At 62.2% G+C, this 22,440-nt stretch carries 24 protein-coding genes; 5 read left to right on the top strand and 19 right to left on the bottom strand.

Annotated features, from left to right (window positions below; translation table 11 throughout):
- Positions 1 to 8: 8 nt before the first annotated feature.
- The 3 genes from EPO61_01840 to EPO61_01830 are packed head-to-tail and all read right to left on the bottom strand — an operon-like array spanning position 9 to position 5,024.
- On the bottom strand, positions 9 to 2,588 hold the full coding sequence (locus tag EPO61_01840; GenBank protein ID TAJ10577.1) for a hypothetical protein: 2,580 nt from the start codon (positions 2,586 to 2,588) through the stop codon (positions 9 to 11).
- A 2-nt stretch (positions 2,589 to 2,590) separates the two neighbouring features.
- Entirely contained in the window at positions 2,591 to 3,940 is a 1,350-nt protein-coding gene (locus EPO61_01835; GenBank protein TAJ10576.1) for a glycerate kinase, read from the bottom strand.
- Positions 3,941 to 3,944: 4 nt separating this feature from the next.
- Positions 3,945 to 5,024 carry a lytic transglycosylase gene (locus EPO61_01830; GenBank protein TAJ10575.1) on the bottom strand — a complete coding sequence of 360 codons (1,080 nt, stop codon included), beginning with the start codon at positions 5,022 to 5,024 and terminating at the stop codon, positions 3,945 to 3,947.
- Positions 5,025 to 5,130: 106 nt separating this feature from the next.
- On the opposite strand from EPO61_01830, the gene EPO61_01825 reads away from it, so the two are divergent.
- Positions 5,131 to 5,817, top strand: a complete 687-nt coding sequence (locus tag EPO61_01825) for a uracil-DNA glycosylase (protein TAJ10574.1) — start codon at positions 5,131 to 5,133, stop codon at positions 5,815 to 5,817.
- A gap of 8 nt (positions 5,818 to 5,825) precedes the next feature.
- On the opposite strand, the gene fsa is transcribed toward EPO61_01825, so the two are convergent.
- Positions 5,826 to 6,476, bottom strand: a complete 651-nt coding sequence (fsa, locus tag EPO61_01820; protein ID TAJ10573.1) for a fructose-6-phosphate aldolase — start codon at positions 6,474 to 6,476, stop codon at positions 5,826 to 5,828.
- 179 nt (positions 6,477 to 6,655) lie between these two features.
- On the opposite strand from fsa, the gene EPO61_01815 reads away from it, so the two are divergent.
- Entirely contained in the window at positions 6,656 to 6,961 is a 306-nt protein-coding gene (locus EPO61_01815; GenBank protein TAJ10572.1) for a hypothetical protein, read from the top strand.
- Between the two features lie 17 nt (positions 6,962 to 6,978).
- Here EPO61_01815 and EPO61_01810 read toward each other — a convergent pair whose 3' ends face one another.
- Complete coding sequence (locus EPO61_01810) at positions 6,979 to 7,230, bottom strand: YHS domain-containing protein (protein ID TAJ10571.1); 252 nt, start codon at positions 7,228 to 7,230, stop codon at positions 6,979 to 6,981.
- 560 nt (positions 7,231 to 7,790) lie between these two features.
- Here EPO61_01810 and EPO61_01805 point away from each other — a divergent pair.
- Positions 7,791 to 7,973 carry a hypothetical protein gene (locus EPO61_01805; protein TAJ10570.1) on the top strand — a complete coding sequence of 61 codons (183 nt, stop codon included), beginning with the start codon at positions 7,791 to 7,793 and terminating at the stop codon, positions 7,971 to 7,973.
- Between the two features lie 20 nt (positions 7,974 to 7,993).
- Here the strand turns inward: EPO61_01805 and EPO61_01800 are convergent, their stop codons facing one another.
- Complete coding sequence (locus EPO61_01800) at positions 7,994 to 8,695, bottom strand: hypothetical protein (GenBank protein ID TAJ10569.1); 702 nt, start codon at positions 8,693 to 8,695, stop codon at positions 7,994 to 7,996.
- On the bottom strand, positions 8,692 to 9,039 hold the full coding sequence (locus EPO61_01795; protein TAJ10568.1) for a hypothetical protein: 348 nt from the start codon (positions 9,037 to 9,039) through the stop codon (positions 8,692 to 8,694). The genes EPO61_01800 and EPO61_01795 overlap by 4 nt, the downstream gene beginning before the upstream one ends.
- A 355-nt stretch (positions 9,040 to 9,394) precedes the next feature.
- Here EPO61_01795 and EPO61_01790 point away from each other — a divergent pair, with 355 nt between their 5' ends.
- Positions 9,395 to 9,622, top strand: a complete 228-nt coding sequence (locus EPO61_01790; protein ID TAJ10567.1) for a hypothetical protein — start codon at positions 9,395 to 9,397, stop codon at positions 9,620 to 9,622.
- 80 nt (positions 9,623 to 9,702) lie between these two features.
- On the opposite strand, the gene EPO61_01785 is transcribed toward EPO61_01790, so the two are convergent.
- From EPO61_01785 to EPO61_01745, 9 genes are all read right to left on the bottom strand, one after another.
- Positions 9,703 to 10,506: a 4-hydroxy-tetrahydrodipicolinate reductase gene (locus EPO61_01785; protein TAJ10566.1), complete on the bottom strand. Its 804-nt coding sequence runs from the start codon at positions 10,504 to 10,506 to the stop codon at positions 9,703 to 9,705.
- A gap of 23 nt (positions 10,507 to 10,529) precedes the next feature.
- Positions 10,530 to 11,402: a 4-hydroxy-tetrahydrodipicolinate synthase gene (locus EPO61_01780; GenBank protein TAJ10565.1), complete on the bottom strand. Its 873-nt coding sequence runs from the start codon at positions 11,400 to 11,402 to the stop codon at positions 10,530 to 10,532.
- Positions 11,403 to 11,488: 86 nt separating this feature from the next.
- Positions 11,489 to 12,385, bottom strand: a complete 897-nt coding sequence (locus EPO61_01775) for a diaminopimelate epimerase (protein TAJ10564.1) — start codon at positions 12,383 to 12,385, stop codon at positions 11,489 to 11,491.
- Complete coding sequence (lysA, locus tag EPO61_01770; protein TAJ10563.1) at positions 12,382 to 13,641, bottom strand: diaminopimelate decarboxylase; 1,260 nt, start codon at positions 13,639 to 13,641, stop codon at positions 12,382 to 12,384. The genes EPO61_01775 and lysA overlap by 4 nt, the downstream gene beginning before the upstream one ends.
- 42 nt (positions 13,642 to 13,683) lie before the next feature.
- Positions 13,684 to 13,893, bottom strand: coding sequence for a hypothetical protein (locus tag EPO61_01765; protein ID TAJ10562.1), 210 nt, complete (start codon positions 13,891 to 13,893; stop codon positions 13,684 to 13,686).
- Positions 13,890 to 15,290 (bottom strand): argininosuccinate lyase, encoded by a 1,401-nt coding sequence (argH, locus tag EPO61_01760; GenBank protein TAJ10561.1) that lies wholly within the window; start codon positions 15,288 to 15,290, stop codon positions 13,890 to 13,892. Before argH ends, EPO61_01765 begins: the two co-directional genes overlap by 4 nt.
- A 12-nt stretch (positions 15,291 to 15,302) precedes the next feature.
- On the bottom strand, positions 15,303 to 16,517 hold the full coding sequence (locus EPO61_01755; protein TAJ10560.1) for an argininosuccinate synthase: 1,215 nt from the start codon (positions 16,515 to 16,517) through the stop codon (positions 15,303 to 15,305).
- A gap of 45 nt (positions 16,518 to 16,562) precedes the next feature.
- Positions 16,563 to 17,609, bottom strand: a complete 1,047-nt coding sequence (argF, locus tag EPO61_01750; protein ID TAJ10559.1) for an ornithine carbamoyltransferase — start codon at positions 17,607 to 17,609, stop codon at positions 16,563 to 16,565.
- 49 nt (positions 17,610 to 17,658) lie between these two features.
- A complete protein-coding gene (locus EPO61_01745) occupies positions 17,659 to 18,852 on the bottom strand; it encodes an acetylornithine transaminase (protein TAJ10558.1) in 1,194 nt (397 codons plus the stop codon).
- Positions 18,853 to 19,023: 171 nt separating this feature from the next.
- Here EPO61_01745 and EPO61_01740 point away from each other — a divergent pair, with 171 nt between their 5' ends.
- Positions 19,024 to 19,680, top strand: coding sequence for a DUF2628 domain-containing protein (locus EPO61_01740; protein TAJ10557.1), 657 nt, complete (start codon positions 19,024 to 19,026; stop codon positions 19,678 to 19,680).
- A 20-nt stretch (positions 19,681 to 19,700) separates the two neighbouring features.
- Here the strand turns inward: EPO61_01740 and EPO61_01735 are convergent, their stop codons facing one another.
- The 3 genes from EPO61_01735 to EPO61_01725 all read right to left on the bottom strand — a co-directional run bounded on the left by EPO61_01735 (position 19,701) and on the right by EPO61_01725 (position 22,283).
- Complete coding sequence (locus EPO61_01735) at positions 19,701 to 20,543, bottom strand: hypothetical protein (GenBank protein TAJ10556.1); 843 nt, start codon at positions 20,541 to 20,543, stop codon at positions 19,701 to 19,703.
- A 63-nt stretch (positions 20,544 to 20,606) separates the two neighbouring features.
- Positions 20,607 to 21,770, bottom strand: a complete 1,164-nt coding sequence (locus EPO61_01730; GenBank protein ID TAJ10555.1) for a hypothetical protein — start codon at positions 21,768 to 21,770, stop codon at positions 20,607 to 20,609.
- A 27-nt stretch (positions 21,771 to 21,797) separates the two neighbouring features.
- A complete protein-coding gene (locus EPO61_01725) occupies positions 21,798 to 22,283 on the bottom strand; it encodes a hypothetical protein (protein TAJ10554.1) in 486 nt (161 codons plus the stop codon).
- Between the last annotated feature and the right edge of the window lie 157 nt (positions 22,284 to 22,440).

The following is a 22,440-nucleotide window of genomic DNA, read 5'->3' as shown; positions in this document are numbered from 1 at the left end:
CGGGCCACTTATCCGGTCTGGTCTTTCGATCGTCCCAGGATGTTGACCTCTCCGCGCGACGCGTCCACCGCCACCCAGTCTCCATCCTGCAAGCATCGACAGGCCCCCTGCACGTTGGCCACTGCGGGGAGCCCGTATTCGCGGGCGATGATCGCGCCGTGTGAGAGCGTCCCGCCCATCTCCACCACCAGACCTGCCGCCAGCCCCAGCACCGGCGCCATCCCCGGATCGATCACCGGGACCACCAGAATATCCCCCCGCCGAACTCTCTTCAGGTCTTCCGGCGAGCAGACGATGCGGGCCGGCCCTGCCGCATAGCCGGAGCTGATAGGAATGCCGGTGAGCGTTTCGCCATGGGCAACGGCTTCCCGAGGCATTTCGTCCGCCCCTTCGATCACCGTGTCCGGCGCGTCGAGCCGCCTATGCTGCGCCCGTTCCGTTTGGCGGGCGGCCACCAAGGCTCTCCAATCCTTGGTCGGATCGATTACGGCGGCTCGAATTTCGTCCGGCGTCAGGAAGAAAATATCTTCCTTCGACTGTAACAAGTCCAGCGCGACGAACGTGTCCCCTAGTTGCAACTCGCCTTGGCGCGCGGCGGCCGTGAAGTGCATCAGGTGATGGCGGTTGGCCTCACGCAGGGCGAGGAAGCGACAGAGTCGGTTGTAGATGTAACGGAACAAGCCCCATGCAAGCCACCGCCGACCGAAGGCCTTGCGAATGCGCTCCAAAGCTTTGATACGGGCTGCTTCTTGCTCTCGGCGAACGGCGTCGGCAGATCTGCTTGGCCTGGCGCTGGGCGCTTGCAGGTGGCCCCTGATGACGCCGAGTAGATAGTCCGGCATCTCCGCGAAACGGGTGGCCATGGGGTCGGATTCGCCCACGGCCCGGTGCCCGTACTCAGCAAGATACGCCTCGAAGCCGTGCAAGAAGTTGGTCCCGGCCAGCTTGCTCCGGAATGAAAACGGCGCCCAGGGCTCGGCCAGCAGGAACTCCCGTGCAACCGGTTCTTGCCGGGCCCGGTCCGCCAGTTCGGTCAGCCAGAGGATTTGCTTGGCGCTGATGATCGTCCCCACCCCTTGGAGCGCTTCGTTCAGCAGCGGCCGCCAGTTCGGACCGATCCGTCGCGGCAGTAGCAATCCGAGCGCATACAATCCTTGGGAGACTCCGGCCACAATCGCAAACGTCAGATCTGCGTCTCGCAGCCGCTTGTTCAGCCGATCCAGCCGGGCCAACAGATCGACCGGCTTGTCTCGAATCATCTGCTCGTCGGACGGGTCCGTCGCCATCCGTTGCATTTCCGCGAACCAAGCCGGCGCCTGCTTGGCCGCGCGGCGGATTTTTCTTTCCATCAAGAGTCCGGCTCGGAGGATGTTCCACCAAGGCAGGCGCGGGGGGCCTTCGATCGGCGGCCGGTCCTCGCCGCCCATTTGTTCGACGACCAGCCTGGGGTCGCCACCTAATTGAACGGTGAAGGATTGGAAGAGGGACACGTTGATGTAGGGACGTCCCCGCATGATCCGAACCGTTGGCCAACCGGGCGGAATATGGCAGCCTAGCTCTCGGTAATGGTTGACGATGTTGGTTGCCATGAACGCTTCCAGGAATGAGATACCGAGGGGGCTGGGCACATCGGGCATCGTCTCCTTGAAGTTGGCGCGGGACCAGACGATGCGGCGTTCGGCCACCGGCAGGCGGGGCTCGGGGATCGGCCGGGCCTGGAGCAACCAGGTGCCTTGGTCGTCCGTGGCCCATTCGATGTCTGCGGGAAAGCCCATCCGCCTTTCGACGTCTTTGACCAAGCCGGCCAGGGCCAGGATCTCTCGTTCGTCCAGGGCCGGCGCCGCTTGATCCGGTTCGGCGAGTCGCCGTTCGATGACAGTTCTTGAGCCGGTCCCGTCCCCGACGTCCACGACGTACTGATCCGGCGTCACGGTGCCGGACACGAGCGGTTCAGCCAGGCCGAAGACCGCATTGATCAACACCTGTTGTGGTTCGCCCGTGATCGGGTGGCGGGAATAGGCGACACCGGCTGTACGCGGCGCCAACATGGCTTGGATAATGACCGCCATGGCCGGCATGGCGCTTCTTCCGCCGACCCGGAGGCGATAGGCCAAAGCTGCGTCGGTCCGGAGGGAGGCCCAGCAGGCGAGGATGGCCTGGGCGAGTCCCTCGCGGGACACTCCCAACTGGGTGCGGTACAGGCCGGCAAACGTGGCCTTGGCTCCATCTTCATCGGAGGCGGAGGAGCGGACAGCGAATGTCGCCTCGCGCCCAAGCCCCAGGCGATGCAATTCTTCATCGATGAGGTCAAGGAGGGACTGGGATAAAGACAAAGACGTGACGAGACGGCGATCTTCTTCCAGCATCGCCTGCCTGTGCTCATCCGATGCTTGGCGCAAAAGCGCCCAGCGGGCGGCATCGTCGAAGACTCCCGACCGCAGGCTCTCGCGATAGGCTTGGATCGTGACGCAGAGGCCGGGCGGGACCTGGAACCCGCGTCGGATTAGGCGGCAAAGGCCGGCTCCTTTGCCCCCAACGAGAGTTGGATCGTCACAGGCTTCTAGTGGGAGAACGAGGCGCGCAGCCATGGCTAGAGGGCGAGCAACAGATAGAGGTCGTTCACATTCGTGCCGGTGGGGCCGGTTCGCAGGTGCCCGCCGATTTTCTTGAAGAAGCCGTAAGAATCGTTGCGGGCAAGCATGGTTGCCGGATCGACGCCGAGTCGCGTGGCTCGGGCAGCCGTGAAACCATTCGCGCAGGCTCCAGCCGCATCGGTGGGCCCATCCGTACCGTCGGTTCCGAAGGCGGCTATCCAGACGTTGGGCAACCCGGCGATCTCCATCGCCGCCGCCAGCGAAAACTCCTGGGCGCGGCCGCCTCGGCCGGTTCCTTTGCGTGTCACGGTCAACTCGCCCCCGGCGATGACACAGGCCGGACGCCGGATCGGCCTGCCGGTGGCCGCGATCTCTTTCGCGATGGCGCCGAACAGCTTGGCCGCCTCCTTCGCCTCTCCGACCAGTCTGGTGGTGAGGATCAACGGATTGAGCCCTGCCTGCCTGGCTGCCTGCGCCGCTGCGTGCACGGCTCCAGCATTGTTCCCGATGATCCGATTCTGCACGCGGCGGAACAGCGGCGCGCCGGGCTTCGGCGTTTCGTTCCGGTCTCCTCTGCATCCGGCCAGCAAATGGGTCCGAACCTTGGCAGGGATGGACCGCCAAATCTCGTGCCGCCGCAAGATCTCGCTCGCGTCCTCGTAGGTTGTCGCATCCGGGGCGGTCGGTCCCGAGCCGATGGCGCCCAGGTCGTCCCCCGGCACGTCGGACAGGATCAGGCTCACGACACGTGCCTTGGTCGCCGCCGCCAATCTGCCTCCTTGGAGCGCCGAGAGGTGCTTACGGACCGTATTGATATCCTGGATCGAGGCCCCGCAGGCGAGCAACAGCGAGGTTGTCCGTTGAAGGTCCGCAAGAGTCAGGCCGGCGGCCGGAGCGGGCAACAAGCTGGAGGCTCCGCCCGACAGCAACACAAAGACCAGGTCCCGATCGGAACAGTTGTGAACGAGTGCCATCAAGCGGGCCGCGCTTTGCTGCCCGGCCCGATTCGGGACCGGATGGCCCGCTTCCAGCACCCGGATGGTTTTAGTGCCCGCGGCGTACCCGTTTTTGACGACGACCAGGCCGCCTTCCAAGCGACCGCCCAAACAGCGTTCCAATGCCACCGCCATCTGAGCCGAGGCCTTGCCGGCGCCCACCGCCACGACACGATCATAGGCGCGCAGGTCGTACGACCGTCCATCGACGTGCACTACAGGGCCGCTCCGCTTCACGGTCCGGCGCACGGCGAGTTTCGGGTCCGCTGCGGCCAGGGCGGCGCGGATCAGACGGTCCAACAGACGGTTCACCGTCCACGGGAGAGGCGACTGCCTGGTGGCCGAGCGCATGCGTTTAGGGAGTTTTGTCTTGCTTGAAGCAGCGGTTGGGGCAGTCTTGCTTGGGGACTTTGAGCTGATGGGTGCCTTTGGGCAGGTATTCTTTGCGGATCTCCGGGTTGAGCATCTTGACCTCCAGGAAGTACGAGCCGAATTCCTTCGCAATCAGGGCCAGATGCCGCTGCGGCTCCTTGATCGTGACGGTGACCGTTTCCAGTTCCAGCGGCGCATAGAGGTCCTTCTTGGTCAGGCCGAGATATTTCTCCGGCTGGCTGTAAATCTCCTTGGCGACGATGATCCGGGGCACGTAGCGCATCGTCTCCCGCACGTAGTGGAGTTTCCAATAGTCGTCCACGCGCTGTTCCTTGAGCAGCTTCCTGATTCGGTCCTCGCCCGCGTTGTAGGCGGCCATGGCGAGGAACCAGTCGCCCAGATCCTGTTTGAGGAAGCGCAAGTACTTGATCGCCGCCTCGGTGGACATTTCCAGGTTCCGCCGATCGTCCCGCCACTGATTGCTGTTCAGTTTGTAGCGTTTGCCGGTGGACCCGATGAACTGCCAGGGACCCGACGCCTTGGCCTTGGAATAGGCCGCGGCGACGCATTTGCTCTCCACGAGCAGCATGAACTTCAGGTCGTCGGGGAGGCCGGACTCGGCGAGCTGTTTCTCCACGGGGGGAAAGCAACGGCCGGTGCGTTTGGCCAGGATGATACTGTCGCCCTCGTCTTCCAGGAACTGGTAGAACTCGTATTCGAGCCGTTCGCGCACCTGCCAGTTGTCCAGCGGCACGGTTTCACCGGCAAACACCAGTTTGTCCGGGAGTTTGAACGAGCTCAAGAAGCGCCGTTCTCCCTCGCGCTTGATTTCCGGCAGGATCACGAGCCGGTCTTCCGCGTCGGGGCTGGGATACAGGGTCTCGGCCGGAACATTGTCCGGTTCGGCCGCTGGTGGTTTGTTCGTCGAGGGGGCAGGAGACACGGTGTCGCGGGGAGCCGGGTCAGACGGCGCGCTTGTCTGCTGCGCTTGTGCCGGTTGCCGGCCCAGCGCAAGGGTGAGGGAGAGGCAGGCCAGGAACAGCGCCATCAGTCGAAGTCCCATCCAGCCCTCCTCCTCGTTCAAGGTTCCCCCTGCAGGCGGCTCATGCTAACAGGAAGCCCTAGGAGCGGCAAGCGCTATTCCCGTGCCTATGCTAGACTGCCCGCCCATGCGCAACCTGACGCTTCTCAACGAGCAGATTGTGGGCTGTCGACGCTGTCCGCGACTGGTGGCGCATCGGGAAGCCATGGCTCGCGAGAAACGCCGACAGTTCCGGGACTGGACCTATTGGGGCCGCCCGATCCCTGGATTCGGCGATCCCAAGGCACGCCTCTTCGTGGTCGGTCTGGCCCCCGCCGCCCACGGGGGCAACCGCACCGGTCGGGTCTTCACCGGCGATCGCAGCGGCGACTGGCTCTATGAGGCGTTGCACCGGTTCGGGTTCGCCAATCAGCCTGAGTCGACGCACAAGGGGGACGGGCTGGCGCTGGCGGATTGCTACATCGCGGCGGCGGTGCGCTGCGCCCCGCCCGGCAACAAGCCGACTCCCGACGAGTTTGAGGCTTGCCGGCCCTATCTGTTGGAGGAGTTGCGCCTGCTGACGCAGCTACGCGTGGTCGTGGCGTTGGGAAAAATCGCGTTCGACCAGTATCTGAAGGCCTGCCGCGAGCTCGGGGATCAGATCCCGTCCCCCGCGCTTCGCTTCGGCCACGGGGTCCGCTACCCCCTGCCTTGGGGTGTGACCCTCATCGGATCCTATCATCCGAGCCAGCAGAATACCTTCACCGGCAAGCTGACGAGACCGATGTTCCACTCGGTGTTCAAGCAGGCCCGCGCCTGCCTGCCCGGCCACTGAGGGACTCGTTATTTGCCCGCCGGGCTGGCGTTCCAATCCGCCAAGAACTTCTTCAGCCCGCTGTCGGTGAGCGGGTGCTTGTAGAGCGCCTGGAATACGCTGTAGGGCATCGTGGCGATATGCCCGCCGGCCAGGGCCGCCTCGACGACGTGCTGCGGATGCCGCACGCTGGCGACGAGTACCTGGGTTTTGAAATCGTAGTTGCGATAGATTGCGAGAATCTGCCGAATGAGCGCCATGCCGTCCGAGCTGATGTCGTCCAGCCGGCCGATGAACGGAGAAACGCACCAGGCGCCGGCCTTGGCGGCCAGCAGGGCCTGGGTGGGCGAGAAGCAGAGCGTAACATTCACCCGGATGCCTTCCGAGGCCAGCTTCTTCGTCGCCTTGAGCCCTTCGGGAATGAGCGGAATCTTGACCACGATGTTTTTGTGAATCTTGGCCAGCTCGCGCCCTTCTTTGATCATGGCGTCGGCCTCGACGCTCACGACTTCGGCGCTGATGGGGCCGTCCACGAGGCTGCAAATTTCGTGGATCACGTCTTTAAAGCTGCGGCCTTCTTTGGCCACCAACGAGGGATTCGTCGTCACTCCGTCGATGAGTCCGAAGCTGGCCGCTTCGTGGATTTCCTTGACGCTGGCGGTATCGAGATAGATTTTCATAACGACATCCTTTCGTGCGCGGGGCAAGCCGCTCCCATCCACTTCCCTGTATCGGCTATTCTATGAACAACTGAAGCCGAAAGCAACGAGGGCGGGTTCGTCGGGTCTTTTGACAGGGTCCCGGCCGGCCGGTACAATCACCTCGGCGTGATTCACGGGGTTAAGGAGGACGGGGCACCATGCGGGGAACGATCGGGTTGCTGCTGGCATTCGCGTTGTTGATCGGGTGCGGCGGAGGGAATCCGTACCTGGATGCCACTCTGAAGCCGGCCGAGTTCGAAGGCAAGGACAAGGCTTGGTTCGAGAAGAATTGGGGCGACCCCAGCGGGAAGGCGCCGCGGTTTTTTGGCGGAGAAACCTGGACCTATTTTCGCATCGCGGGCAGCCAGAGCGGCCTCTTCAGCGTTTCCCCCAACCAGTGTCAGATTACCCTGAAGTTCGGAAAAGACGAGAAGCTGAGTTCGTACAGCTATTCTGGTTGTTAGCAGGACAGGGTCCGGATTTACCCGGCCAGTTGTTTCCGAAAGGTCTGCGCGCAGTCCTGGCTGCAAAAGTAATAGGTCTGGCCCCCGATGCTGGCGGAAACGGCGTTGCCGCGGGGCACATAGGTCCGGCACACGGGATCCTGGAGCATCTCGTTGTTGCCCGGTAGCGCCGGCTCCTGTCCGTTCTTTCCCTTCAGCTCCCGGATCGCGCTGCGCAAGAGGAAGTACAAGACCACCAGCAGTCCTACAACGAGCAACAGTCGGTACATACAGCCTTCTTGCCTCGATTCTCACGGGCCGGCAAATGGCGCCGACCAAGGGCCTGAACGTCTGCAGCGCGTCCATCCTATGGAACCCCCTGCAGCCTGTCAAGACAGCCGAAACGACAGGGGCTTGAAGCCAGCCCGATTTTAGCCTATGCGCCCAGGGCCCGAAGGACCCATGGCCGGCTTGGGACAGGAGGCCCTTTGCCCTTTCTTGTGGGGGCTTCCGACCGATAGACAGCCTGCTTGACCAATGTTACCTTGTGGACATGAGAACCTGCGATAAATGCAATGGCGCCATGCTGCTGGAACGAGCGGTGGACATGGATGCCGGCCTCGCCATCACGGTTTTTGCCTGCCTGAACTGTGGGCGTCGGAAAGCCGTGGATAACGAACCCCGGCCCTTAACGGCTCGGCACTGACCCAGGCCAGACTTACTCGTTCCCTCCCTCGTAGGGCAGAGGTATCTCTGTCTGCCGGGGGATGGCTCTGTCTTCAAGCAGGGCGTCCGGAAATTGTCTGAAAATCAGGCAGGGTTACGATAGAAGCGGTAGGATGAGAACTCGATGAAACCCGTCATTACAAAAGTCGCGACCGTGCCGCGGACCCGGCTTGTCTGCTGCCCCGAGTGCTATCAGCTCATCAGCTATGACCCACTCCGGTCCCTGGTCCAGTGTCATGCCTGCGGCACTACGGTGTCGGGGCAGACCCTGCCCCCATCGCTGGACCAATCCGTCACGCCGGGCTGATTGCCGCCTGATTCACCGATTCAACGCTTGGCGAGGAGCTTCTTCATCTCCTCGCTGAGGGGCCTCGCCTTGGCCGGATCAATCTTGGGCGCCACTCCGGACAGCAGCTCCTGCAGCTCGAGATCATAGTTCTCCTCTTTCTGCTTGCCCGTGGACTGCATCCGAACCAATCCGACCGGCCTGGCCTCGTCGCTGACCCAGACATCCAGTTTTTGACCGGCCTTCTCCACCCGGTAGTGGCTGCATTGCACCGCGCCCGCCGGGGTGGTGATGGTCTCCTGCCCAATGTTCTTCAGGTCGCGGGTCGTTCCGGTTCGGAGGTCCGATTCCGAAAGGAGAAAGAGGCTGACATCCAGGCTACCGACGCCGGAGAGGTACTGCTTGGGAAGGGTCATGGGGGCCTTGTCGCCGACTTGGATGTACCCGGACTCGACGGCCGGACGATCGCCTTTGACATCGAGCGTGAATTGTTGCCAAAGCGGATCGGACAACTGGGCTGCGGCATAGACCTCGATCACCGCGCGCGAGGCGGCGGGGTCCACCTTCACCAGCCCGACGTTCAGGTCGAAGGTGCTCCCCTGCGAGTGCATCGTGAAGCGGGACCCGTTTCCCTGTTCCTTGGCCAGCCCGGCCAGCGAGGCTCCCCGGACGTCCGTCAACGTCATGAACCCCGCCAGGATCAGCAGGACTCCGGCTGTGAACGCCCTGCGCCCCCCGGTCATCGTCCCGCCTCCCCTTTCATCAGCTCCTCCAGCGCCGCATCGCTTTTCGCGCGGTTTTCTTTGATCTGCTGCAGTTGCTGCTGGAGGTCTTCGTACATTTTCTTCTGCTCGGGCGTCAGCCCCTCCGGCTCGGCTTGCTGGGACAGGGCCTGTCCTTTGAGGTCCCGCCGCTTGAGCCCCTCCTTGGCCGGCATGGTGTTTTTACCTTGCACCTCGCCGAGCCGTTTCTGCATGGCGTCCAGATCATGAGCGGGGTTGGCCTCCTGAGCTTCGGAGGGTTGAGCCATCGCCAATGAGGCGAGAAGGGCGAAGGGAAGAACGAGTATCCGTCGAGCCCGGGTCATGGAGTCCTCCTTCTCGTTGATACGACGGGAACGCGGGCGCCCATTGACGATGCAGTCGCAGGTTAGCCTAGGTCAGGCCTGAAGAGGTGTCAAGCAAAGGAGGGGTTTCCGGCCCGCATCATCGATGCCACTCCTTGCCTCGATGATCCGGTTGACATTTATTCCAGTCAAGCGCAAGCTGTGTGGCACTCACACAGTCGGAGGGCCCGTATGGAACCGGGGTAGGCCGACAGCCGTTCTCATTCCGCACTCATAGACAAATCGCGGCCATGTTGGTGCGCCTTCGCGGGTTTCTGCGACCTGTGAAGGCGTTGTTGTTTCTGCGGCGCAACCTTCTCACAAAGGAGGCAGGGACATGAGGCGACTACTCGGATGGGTGGCGGGCATGGCGCTGGTGGGGACGCCCACGTTGGCGTTGGCGGAAGGGGCCGGAGGCAGCTATAAAGGGATCGCCCAAATTTATTTCACATTCATCACGGTGATCCTGATGTACGGGGTCTACGACGTCTTCGGCAAGAAAACCATGTACGTGGCAGCCCCGATCATTGTGTTCGGGATGTATATGCTGCTTCCGAAGGGTTGAATGGGGTCAATTCGAGATGGGATCTACGGGAGGGGCTGCGTGCAGCTCCTCCCGTTTCTTTTTCATGGCGAGCAAGAACCTTACCGCAGCCCCAACACATCCATCATGTCATAGAGCCCGGGCGGCTGCTTGACCACCCAGCGGGCCGCGCGGAGCGCGCCCCGCGCAAACGTGTCGCGGCTCTGCACCCGATGGGTCACTTCCACCCGCTCGCCCATGCCGCCGAACAAGACCGTGTGGTCCCCCACGATGTCTCCGGCCCGGATCGTCTGGATGCCGATCTCCCCTTTTTTACGCTCGCCGATCAGCCCCTTGCGGGCATAGACGCCGACCTGCTCCAGGTCCCGGTTCACGGCCTTGGCCAGGACCTCGGCCATCTTGAGGGCGGTCCCGCTGGGGGCGTCTTTCTTCAAGCGATGATGGGCCTCGATGACCTCAATGTCGTAATCCTCGCCAAAGGTCTTGGCCATCTCCGCGATGGCTTTGAAAATGATGTTCACGCCCACGCTCATGTTCGGCGAGAAGACGCAGGGGATGGATTTGGCCAGGTTGCGGAGCTCGGCGAGTTCCTGGGAGGAAAACCCCGTGGTTCCGATCACCATGGCCCGGCGGGACTGGGCCGCCGCCCGCAAGTGTTCCAGCGTGGCGGCGGGGGCCGAAAAGTCGATCACGACCTCGCCCCGTTCCATGACGGCCGCGAAGTCGTCGCGGATCGTCACGCCGCTGTGGCCGCAGCCGGCCACCTCGCCGGCATCCTCCCCGATGGACACATGGCCCTTGCTCTCGATGGCGCCGGCCAGCGTGAGCGCCGCGGATTCCTTCAGCAGGCAGACCAGCCGCCCGCCCATCCGGCCCGCCGCTCCCGCCACAATGACTTTGATCATCTCTCGCCTCGTTTCGTCGATCGTCAGATCAGCCCGTAATCTTTCATGGCCTGGGCCAGCTTCTCGCGCGGTTCCGCCGACATCGGACACAAGGGCAGGCGGAGTTCGCCGTCGATCTTCCCCATCATGGCCAGCGCGGTTTTCACGGGAATCGGATTGGTCTCGAAGAACAGCGCCGTAAACAGGGGATACAGCTTGTAGTGCAACGACCTGGCTTCTTCCTGCCTGCCGGCCAGGAAGGCGGCCACCATCGCCGACATGTCGGCCGGGGCGATGTTGGCGGTCACCGTGATGACGCCCTTGGCGCCTACCGCCATCATGGGGAGCGTGAGCGCGTCGTCGCCCGACAGCACCGTCATCCGGCCCCCGCACGCCTGGATGATCTCGGAGACCTGCGGGAGCGACCCGGCCCCTTCCTTGGTCGCGACGATGTTGCGGATCTTGGCGAGCCGCGCCACGGTGGCCGGCGCCATGTTCACGCCGGTCCTTCCCGGGATGTTGTAGAGGATGATGGGAATGTCCACCGCCTCGGCCACGGCTTTGTAATGGAGGAACAGTCCCTCTTGCGTCGGCTTGTTGTAGTAGGGCGTGATCAGCAGGGCCCCGTCGGCTCCGGCCGCCTTGGCGTGCTTGGTCAGCATGATGGCTTCGTCGGTGCTGTTGGAACCGGTGCCGGCGATCACCGGGACGCGCCGGCGGACCACCTCGACCGTCAACGCCACAACCCGGTCATGCTCTTCGTGGGACAGGGTGGCCGATTCGCCGGTGGTGCCGCAGGGCACGATCCCGTTCGTCCCATTGGCGATCTGAAACTCGATCAGGTCGCCCAGGGCTTTCTCATCCACCCGCCCCTTGCGGAACGGGGTGACGATGGCTACATGTGAGCCGGTAAACATAACAACCTCGCAAAAGAAGCTGTCAGCTTTCAGCGATCAGCGCTTGATCCTGTGCTGACAGCTGAGGGCTGATATCTGATGGCGTGTCACTGCCAAGCGTCCGGAAGAATGCGCCCTTCATACACCGCCCTGGCGTCTCCTTGCAAGTAGACATCCGTAAACGACCCGTTGCGCCGCGAGAAATACACCGTCAGCTCCAACCCGCTCTGGGGGATCAACGTCACCGGCGACTCCACCTTCGCCACCAGGCTGGCGATCAGGGCCGAGGCGATGGAGCCGGTCCCGCAGGCCAGGGTCTCGTCCTCCACGCCCCGCTCGTACGTCCGGATGCGGATGCGGTGCGGGTCCAGGACCTTGACGAAGTTCACGTTGGCGCCGGCCGGCTGAAACAGCGCATGGTAGCGGGTGGGCCGGCCGATGCCTACCACATTGACCTGGTCCGGATCGTCCACGAGGTATACGCAATGGGGGACGCCCGAATCGAGAAAGTGCGCCTCGCGCTCGGTCCCTTCGATCGGCACCCGGAGGTTGAGCCGAAGCCCCTGCGGGTCCGGGAAGCGAACCTTGACGGCCTCGGGTTTGCGCCCGGGGGCGGCCGCGACCATCTCTGCTTCGATCATCCCGGCCAGGGTCTCGAACCGCATCTTCTTGGGGGCGATCCGCTTGAGGAACGCGAACCGGGCGGCGCAGCGCGCGCCGTTGCCGCTGAATTCCGCCTCGCTCCCGTCCGCATTGAACAGACGCCAACGGAAATCCGCCCGCTTGGACGGCTCGATCAGGATCAATCCGTCGCCGCCCACGGACATGCGGTGGGCGCAGACCTTGGCGGCGAGCGCACTGGCGCGGCGCGGATGCACCACCTTCTTCCGGTTGTCCACCAGAATGAAGTCGTTGCCGCTGCCGGACAATTTCATGAACGGAATCGGTTGTTCGGTCTTTCTGGATGCGCTCACCCCCGCCGCCCTCCTTCGCCAGCTGCTCATCGCAAAAACTCCGGAATGGCTTCGCCGCGGATCAGGTCCTCGTAAGTTTCCCGCGACCGGATCACGTGGATCTCCCCGCCCTTGACCATCACCTCCGGGACGCGGGGCCGGGAATTGTAATTCGACGACATCACGAATCCATAGGCGCCGGCGCTCATCACCGCCAGCAGGTCGCCCGGCTTGACGTCCGGCATGGCCCGGTCCTTGGCCAGGAAGTCTCCCGATTCGCAGACCGGCCCCACCACGTCGACCTGATGCTTTTTGGCGCCCGTCGCTTCGCGCACCGGCTTGATCTCGTGGTAGGCCCCGTACAGGCTGGGGCGGATCAGGTCGTTCATGGCCGCGTCCACGATCACGAAATGCTTGGCCTCGCCTTCTTTGTTGTACAGGACGCGCGTCATCAGAATCCCGGCGTTGCCGACGATAACGCGGCCCGGCTCCATGATGAGCATGCACTTGAGATCCCGCACCAGCGGCGCAATGGCTTCAGCCAGATGGTGGGGCTGGGGCGGCACCTCGTCCGAATAGGTAATGCCCAGGCCGCCGCCGATGTTGATATAGCGGATGTTCGAGCCCTGCGCCTTCAGCGCTTCCACCAGCCCCAGCACTTTCTTCAGCGCGTCCACGAAGGGCGTGATGTCCGTCAACTGCGAGCCGATGTGCTTGTGGACCCCGACGACCTCGATGTGCTTGAGCGAGGAGGCCAACTTGAACTCTTCCAGCGCCCGGTCCGCGCTGATGCCGAACTTGCTCTTCTTGAGGCCGGTGGAAATATAGGGATGGGTCTTGGGATCGATGTCCGGGTTGATCCGCAACGCCACGCGGGCCTTGCACCCCATCTCGGCCGCCACCTCGTCGATGGCGCGCAGTTCGGCCGACGACTCGACGTTGAACATCAGGATGTCCGTCGAGAGGGCATAGCGGATCTCCTCCCGGTTCTTTCCCACGCCGGCAAAGACAATCTTGGCCGGCGACACCCCGGCCTTCAGCGCCCGGTACAGTTCCCCGCCCGACACGATGTCCGCGCCGCTCCCCTCTTTGGCCATGAGCCGCAGGAGACCGATGTTGGAATTGGATTTCATGGCAAAGGCCACGATGTGCGGCACGCTCTGGAACGCGTTGTCGAAGGCCCGAAAGTGCCGGATCAGCGCGGCGTGGCTGTAGATATAGCAAGGCGTGCCCAGCTCCTTGGCGATCCGGCTGAGCGCCACGTCCTCGCAGTGGAGTTCCCCGTTCTTGTAGTGAAAGTCGGTCATGCTCGATCCTCATTCCCCGATCCTGGCTCCCGACGCACCGTCTCACCTCGGGAGCGACAACTGCTGCTCTTCATCCTCCGGGCGATCCTCGTCTTTGTCCTTCTCCGGCGGCGGTTGCAGCTTGGCCCTGGCCTTTTCCTTCTCCAGCTTGGCGGCCACGCCGATGTCCTCCGGGGGAATCGGCGGTCCGACCGTCCCGCAGCCCGACAGGATTGCGAGCCACAGGGCGCCGATCAGGAACGCGCGCCTCATCGCAAGGACTGCTCCCACTGCTTGATCCGGGCCGCGACCCGCTTGTGCGCGGTGCCGCCGACCTGGGCTTTCCGTTCGATGGCGCCTGTGACCGTCAGCACGGCGAGCGCGTCCTTCCCGAACCGGTCCGAGAAGGACCGCAAGTCGGCCAGCGTCAGGTCGCGCAAGTCCCGGTTGCGATCGAGGCAAGCCCGGACGACGCGGCCGGTCACGGCATGGGCCTGGCGAAACGGCAGGCCTTTCGTCACCAGATAATCGGCCAACTCGGTCGCCAGCAAGTAGCCGGAGTTGACCGACCCGGCCAGGATCTTGCGGTTCACGGTGAGTCCCTTGAGCAGGGCGGCCAGGACCTCGACCGAGGCGGCGACCGTATCCAGGGCGTCGAACAGGGCTTCCTTGTCTTCCTGCAGGTCGCGGTTGTAGCTGAGCGGCAGCCCTTTCATCGTCGTCAGCAACGCCAGCAAGTGTCCGTACACGCGGCCGGTCTTGCCGCGGACCAATTCAGGCACATCCGGGTTCTTCTTCTGCGGCATCATGCTGCTGCCGGTGCAGAAGGCGTCCGGCAGGTCCACGAACCGGAATTCCTGCGAGGACCAGAGGACCAATTCTTCGCTCAGCCGCGACAGGTGCATCATGACCAGCGCCAGGGCCGCCAGGGCTTCGATCGCAAAATCCCGGTCGGAGACCGCATCCAGGCTGTTTTCCGTGACACGGGGGAACCCCAGGAGCTTGGCCGTGTAGGCCCGGTCCACCGGATAATTGCTGCCGGCCAGCGCGCCGGATCCCAGCGGCATGACGTTGGCTCGCGCCAGCGCATCGCGCAGGCGTCCCTTGTCCCGCTCCAGCATCTCCACGTAGGCCAGCAGGTGATGGGCGAGCAGCACCGGTTGGGCGCGTTGCAAGTGCGTGTAGCCGGGCATGACCACGTCCTGGTGGGCGCGCGCCTGCCCGACGAGCGACCGTTGGAGTTGCGTCACGCCTTCGAGCAGCCGGCCGAGTTCCTGCCGCAGGTAGAGCCGCAGATCCAAAGCCACCTGGTCGTTCCGGCTCCGGCCCGTATGCAGCTTGCCGCCTACCGGCCCGATCAGTTCCGTGAGCCGGCGTTCGATGGCCATGTGAATGTCCTCGTCCTGGGGGACGAAAGGAAAACGGCTTTTCTCCAATTCCGTCCGCACGGCTGCCAGGCCGCGCAGGATGGCCGAGACTTCCCGGCCCGTCAGGACCCCGGCTTTCCCCAGCGTCTTCGCATGAGCGATGCTGCCCTCGATGTCGTGGGCAAAGAGGCGGCGATCGAAGGCCAGCGAGGAGGTAAAGGTCTCCACCAACTTGTGGGTCCGCTCCGTGAAACGGCCGGCCCAGAGCTTTCCTGCTTTAGCCGCGAGTTTCTTCTTTCTCACGCTTAGCCTTGCTTATCGTTGCTTCGTTCGCCGCTGGGCCCGGATCGCCAGACGCAGGGCGCTGAGGCGGATGAATCCTTCCGCGTCCTTCTGGCGATAGGCCTCGTCTTCTTCGAACGTGGCCAGGTCCAGCCGGTAGAGCGACCGGTCCGACTTCCGACCCACCACCGTGCAGGAGCCTTTGTAGAGCTTCACGCGAACCGTGCCGCTCACGTCTTTCTGCGCCTCGTCGAAGGCGGTCTGCAACATCGTCCGCTCCGGGGCATACCAGTAGCCGTAGTAGATCAGCTCGGCGTAACGGGGGATCAAGCTGTCCCGCAGGTGCAAGACTTCCCGGTCCAGCGTCAAGGATTCCAAGCCCCGGTGCGCCGCATGCAGGATCGTGCCGCCCGGCGTTTCGTACACGCCGCGGGACTTCATGCCCACGTAGCGATTCTCCACCAAGTCCACCCGTCCGACCCCGTGCTCGCCGCCCAGGCGATTCAAATGGGCCAGGAGCGTGGCCGGGCTCATGCGCTTCCCGTCCACCGCCACCGGGTCCCCCTGCTTGTACTCGATCTCGACGAAGCGGGGCTTGTTCGGCGCCTTCTCCGGCGAGACCGTCAACTGGAAGATTTCATCTGGCGGCGCCGCCCAGGGGTCCTCCAGAATGCCGCCTTCGTAGCTGATGTGAAACAGGTTCGGGTCCGTACTGTACGGCTTGGCTTTGGTGGCGGTGACCGGAATCCCGTATTTTTCCGCGTACTCAATCAACTCGCGCCGCGACTTCATCGTCCATTCGCGCCAGGGGGCGATGATCCGCACCCGCGGGTCCAGGGCCATGTAGGTGAGCTCGAACCGGACCTGGTCGTTGCCCTTGCCGGTCGCGCCGTGCGACACCGCATCGGCCCCTTCCTTGTGCGCCAGCTCGATCTGCCGCTTGGCGATCAAAGGCCTGGCGATCGACGTCCCCAACAGATAGGTGCCTTCGTAGACCGCGTTGCCCCGCAGCATCGGGAAGACATGGTCTTTGACGAAGGTCTCGCGCAGGTCTTCGACGTAGACTTTCGAGGCGCCGACTGCGAGGGCCTTGGCCTTCACGGCTTTGAGGTCTTCCCCCTGCCCCAGATCGGCGCAGAAGGCCACGACCGTACAGTCGTAGGTTTCCAGCAGCCATCGGAGGATCACGGACGTGTCCAAACCGCCAGAATAGGCCAAAACGACTTTGTTGATCTTGCGATGCTTCATGTCTTTTTCTTTCTCCGTGGGGCGCGAGGCGCGAAACGGCAATGCCTAGTGTCCCGAGTCCATGGCTCCGCGCCCGGAAAGCAATTCGACCAAAATGGCTTTCTGCATGTGCAGCCGGTTTTCCGCCTGGTCCAGCACGACGGATTGGGGGCCGTCGAGCAGGCCGGCCGTGATCTCCTGCCCGCGGTGCGCCGGCAGGCAGTGCATGACGATGGCGTCCGGCTTGGCCTCTTTGGCCAGGCGTTCGTTGAGTTGGTACGGGGCCAGCTCCTTCACGCGCCGGTTTTGTTCCCGTTCCTGTCCCATGCTGATCCACACGTCGGTGTACAGCACGTCGGCCTCCTTGACCGCCAGCAGGGGGTCTCGGACGAGCTCGATCGAGGCGCCGGTGCCGGCGGCCGCGGCGCGCGCCTCCTTGACGATCCGCGGATCCGGCTCGTAGCCGCTCGGACAGGCCAGGCTGATCGCCATCCCGGTTTGGGCCGCGGCTTCGATCAGCGAATTGGCCACGTTATTCCCGTCCCCGACGTAGGCGAGCTTGATGCCGCGCAACCGGCCCTTCCGTTCCTTGATCGTCAGCAGGTCCGCCAGCGCCTGGCAGGGGTGGCAGAGGTCCGTCAGCCCGTTGATGACGGGGATGGTGGCTTCGCGCGCCCACTCCTCGACGATCGCATGGTCATAGGTCCGGATCACGAGCCCGTCCAGATAGCGGGAGAGCACGCGGGCCGTATCCGCGATGCTTTCGCCGCGGCACAGCTGGATGTCCGCCGCGGAGAGAAACAGCGATTGCCCGCCGAGCTGGCTCATCCCGGCTTCGAAGGAGACCCGCGTGCGCGTGGAGGGTTTCTCGAACAGGAGGCCCAGCGTCATCCCGCGCAGGGGCTGATGCAAAGCGCGTCGCCGCCGCAGGGTTTTGAGCCTGGCGGCCAGCGCGAGCAGGCGGGTGACGCCTGCGGCCGGGATCGCCGCCACCGTCAACAGGTCCTTGCCTTCCGACGGCCCGCTTCCGTTCGACAGAGCCGATCGAAGCCCACGGGGCCCCCTCCGCTTTCCTGTCTGTGCTCTTCGTGAAAACACCGACCCGCTCTCCATGGTTATCGATTGTAACGGTCTTGCGCGAAAGTGAGTATCGTGCCGCCGGCTAGACCCGCTTGCTGAGGACCGTGGACAGGGTCTCCAGCAACCGGTCGATCTCGCGTTGGGCGATGATGAGGGGCGGAATGAACCGCAGCACCCGTTCCGCCGTGCAGTTGATCAGGAGGCCGCGCGCCAGACAGTCCGCGGCGACGGGCTTGCCGTCGATCGTGAGTTCCAGGCCCTGCAGCAGTCCGAGCCCGCGCGCCTCCTTCACGACGGGGAGCCGCTCTTCGATGTCCTTCAGCCCCTTGGCCAAATACTCCCCCATGCGTCGCCCCTGCTCCAACACCTTGCCTTCCAGCAAAACCTCGAAGACCGCCAGGGCGGCGGCGCAGGCCAGGGGGTTCCCGCCGAAGGTGGAAGCATGGGTCCCGGGCGTGAAGGCTGCGGCCACCGGGTCCGTCGCCAGGCAGGCGCCGATCGGCACGCCGCCGCCCAGCCCCTTGGCGAGGGTCATGATGTCCGGCGCGACGCCCAATTGTTCGTAGGCGAACAGGGTTCCGGTGCGGCCCATGCCGGTCTGGATCTCGTCGAAGATCAGCAGGATGTCCCGCTGGCGACACAACTCGCGCAGTCTCTGCAAGTAGGCCCGGTCGGCCACGCGGACCCCGCCCTCCCCTTGCACCGGCTCCAGCAGCACCGCCGCCGTGGCAGGGCTCAGCGCCCGTTCGACCGCCGCCAGATCGTTGAAGGGTACGTAGGTGAAGCCGGGCAGCAGCGGCTCGAACCCCTTTTGCACTTTCTCCTGGCCGGTGGCGGTCAGCGTCGCCATGGTGCGGCCGTGAAAAGACTGCTGCATCGTCACGATCTCGAACCGGTCGGGGCCATACTTCAGATGGGCATAGCGGCGCGCCAGCTTGATCGCCGCCTCGTTCGCCTCGGCGCCGCTGTTGCCGAAAAACACCTTGTCGGCGAAGGAATGGTCCACCAGCGTCTTGGCCAGCTTTACTTGCGGCTCGGTGTAATAGAGGTTGGAGGCATGCAGGAGTTGCTGCGCCTGCTTCTGGATGGCCGCGACCAGATCCGGGTGCGAATACCCCAGCAGATTGACGGCGATGCCGCCGACGAAGTCGAGATATTCGCGTCCTTCCAGGTCGTACACCTTGCACCCGCGGCCGCGGACGATGGAGACCGGCCAGCGGGCATAGGTGTGCATCAGGTAGCGGGCTTCATCCTCTTGCAGTAGGTCGGTCGGCATGTCGTTCCAAGCTCGAGAGAATTCAAAGAACGTAGCATATCGATGGCGCCGAACGCAATATGAAACTCCCTGCCGGAATGCCGTATCTCCTTCTCCCTATTGAGGAATTTCACCGAGACGAGCCGGCGACACCCTTGTGAGCTTTGAGCAAGAGTGTTATAAGCTCAGGGGATGAAACCCTGCGCACAATGCGAGCAACAGAACCCCGATGACGCGCGCTTTTGCTCGCAATGCGGTGCGTTGTTCGCGGAAGAACCGGCGCCATCGACGGACCAGCCGGCGGAGAAACCTGCTCCGCCGATCCTGGACGAGCAGCAACTCTGGCGCTCCTTCATCGGACAGAACGCCGACCGGTACCTGGAGCAGTTCCGCAAGTTCACCGGCAGCGGCGAACCGCGGTTCACCCTGACCTGGCATTGGCCGGCCTTCCTCTTCGATCCGTTCCTCTGGTTTCTCTACCGGAAGATGTACCTGTATGCGGCGGTCTACGCGATCGGCCCCGTCCTCTCGGCCTACTTCACCGGCGATCTGACGGTCGGCGTCGTCTGGCGTGTCATGGCCGGCGCGAGCGCCAACTACATCTATTACTGGCATGTGCGGGAGCATGTGGCGATCATCAAGGAGAAGGCCAGCCTGGGCGGCCGGGCGCAGGAGCAGTCGTTGAAGGACTTGGGCGGCGTCCAGCCCTACGTCGTGTGGGTCGGGGTGGCCTTGCACATCCTCATGTTCGCCCTGTTGATCAAGGCCTATCAGGAAGGACCGTCGGAGGGAACCAAGCTCCCGCCGCTGAAGCCGGTTCCACGGAGCCGCGCGTCGCTGGAATCCTGATGTGCGATGCCGACGCTCGGCTATAGCTGGGACGGGTGGGATAGCTGCCACTGAAACCAAGCCCGAAACCATTCGAAATCGTGCTTGTAGGCTGTGCCGGAGGGTTCGGCCGCGGTGCTTTTCTGCTCCAGCATCGTGTAGGTGCGGGGCCAGTTTTTCTGCCACCAGGATTTGAGTTCGTCCGCCTGGTAGGGAATGCCGGATGGCTGGTGGATGCCGGCCGCAGCGGCCACCTCGGCGATCAGCGGCCAGTAGCGGTCCTTGCCCAGCCCCCGTTCCCGGAAATGCTCCCGCAGCAGGAACAGGACCCAGAGCTCCGCGCTGTTTTTCTTATTGTGTTTGAAGGGCTGCGTCTGCCGCAACGGGATCGGGTCGAAGTTCTTGATGACCGAGGTATAGTCCGGCCCTCCGTAGCTCCCCGCCACTTCCGCGATCCCTTCCAGCATGCTCGCCAGCTCCACCTCCACGACCGGCTTGGTCGCATGCGTATCGGGTGAGGCTGCTTCTGCCAGCGGATTGCCCGCGGTCAACAGCTCGATCAGCGGTTTGAGCTCGCGCAGACGGACCACGGCGGTCTTGAGAATCTCCTGCGATTCCAGCCAGTAGTCCTGATCGTGTTTGGCCGTCCGCTCGCGGCCCGGAGGCGGCAGGACCGGCGGAATCCAGTAGCGCAGCAGCACAAAGAGAACGTAGTGGACATCGCCGCCGACTGTGTCCGCCCGCGCCAGCACTTTGCCGGGACCCAGGGCGTTCTTGAAAAAGACCTGCCCCCGCTCGGCGACACCCAGGCGCTGCGCCATGCCGACCCACCAGCGCTCGATGTCCTGCCAGGGCGGCTCCGGCGTTGCTTGTGGGGATTCCATGGCGGCATGGTAGCGAGGGAGGGGGATGATTGCAAGGCGCGGGGGGAGAAGTTAGTCAGCAGTTCATTTTTTAGCCTCAGAAGATATTTGGTTTAAAAATTTGAAAGGCTTGGCGGACTCGCTTATTCCTACCTTCTCCTGTGCCAGGGTCCCCCAATTACCTATGGCTTTCTGAGAATTAACCGTAGTTGCCAGGAGTTTGCCAGCATCTGAACTAATCCCATCAAACGATGCAAGGGCAGCTTGCGTATTGCCAACTGACAATTGCAGTTGGCCCCACCCAAGTTGCGCTCCCGCATCTGAGACCTTTGAAGCTATAGCGGAACGCTCAGCGTCAAAGACTCCTTCGACCATGAAGTTCTTGATATCCGATGGATTTGATGAATTGCTACGTAATCCAACGTTTATGACGTAGCTTTTGATGTCATCTTTCATCACCTTAAGGTCCAAGCTTATCTGCGGATTTAATTTGCTGTTACAGGTGAAGTTGGCTTTTTGAACAACTATAGGGCCAGAGTCCTTTGGCAATTCTGTAAGATCTGCTAGTTGTGCTACGAGACTCCGCTCGTCTCTCGGTGGAATTGCAGCGGAAACTTTACGCCCGTCGGGGCTATAAACTAAGAAAGACCGAGGGAAGCTGGGGGCACAGGACAGGTCTTCATTGCCTAAGTTCGTCAGTGTGAATACATCTACCAAGCGCCCGCCTTTGAATTCTAATACTGACCTAGACAGAACAGGCTCAGGCATTTTTTCATAAACTAATCGGATTAAGCTCTCGAAGTATTTATTAAAAGCCTCGACAAGTTGAACTTCTTCACTACCACTTAAGCCATCTTTGTGGAGTTGTGCAATTAACGAAGTTAAAATACCGTGGGTGGTTTTGATATTGTTGTACCTGTCAATTGCATGGGAAAACTCATCTTTCAGAGAAGAGCAGCTATTGTGAGCAAGCGCCTTGGCTAACACGTACTGATTAAAATTCTGAGTTGATTCATGCAATATTTGAAGCTTTTGAGGGCCTATTTTTACCTGAAGGAAAAACGGTAATTCTACTGCCACATTCGTGGAGCTGTAGTTAATAACGAGATAGCTTGTATCGATCTCGAGCCTGTCGCCGCAAATTTGATTTGATCCAAAGAGTGCCGCTTCAGCCTGGTCTTCGACCGTGGTTATACACAACAATATAAGGACACCCATTAGCCCTAAAGGTGCGATTCTCTGTTTCATAGCCTGCCTCGTTAGAGTCTGGCTGTCTTATACAGGTTGATTTACCAGCTTGAAATAGTTGTCAAATCCTTCCTTGAGCCTAGTTTGCAATTCAGGTGACGCATTTTCATTGGCGGGAATCGACTTGATCAGCTCAACGAGAAGCTCTTTCGATTTCTTCAGGGCGTCATACCGCTCTAAGAGTTTTCCAAATCTATCTCTAGCGCCTGAGCAACCATTATGGGCTAATGCGGCTCCCTTGATATATTCATTCCAGTTCTGGGTGGTTTCTTGTATTTTTTGAACTTGTTCAGGCTTGACCCCAACAGTAACCGCAATTCCTTGCCAGCTCCCCGTAATGCTGAACCCCATCCGATCGTATTTAAGGGCTACTTGTTCAATATCAACTGGCTGTCGACCGTCACCACAAATTCCTTGTTGGTTCTCCCCACCGCTAAACCACGGCCAGCAACCACTAGCACTAATTGAAAACAGAACGATAACACAACTCGAAACTCTCATTTTACGTAACATAATAACCCTCTTAAGTTAAGCTCTTTTGCGCCTAAGTATAGGCTTCTCAATCAACATGTCAAATGGAATATTAAACTCTAATATTGGTGGAAGGTACTCAGTTGACATTATTCATAATTGAGTTGCACAAGTGTCGATAAATGAAATGGTTTTGGCA

This window comes from Nitrospirota bacterium (genome assembly GCA_004296885.1).
Lineage (GTDB): Bacteria > Nitrospirota > Nitrospiria > Nitrospirales > Nitrospiraceae > SYGV01.
This window is presented reverse-complemented; position numbering and strand designations above follow the sequence as displayed.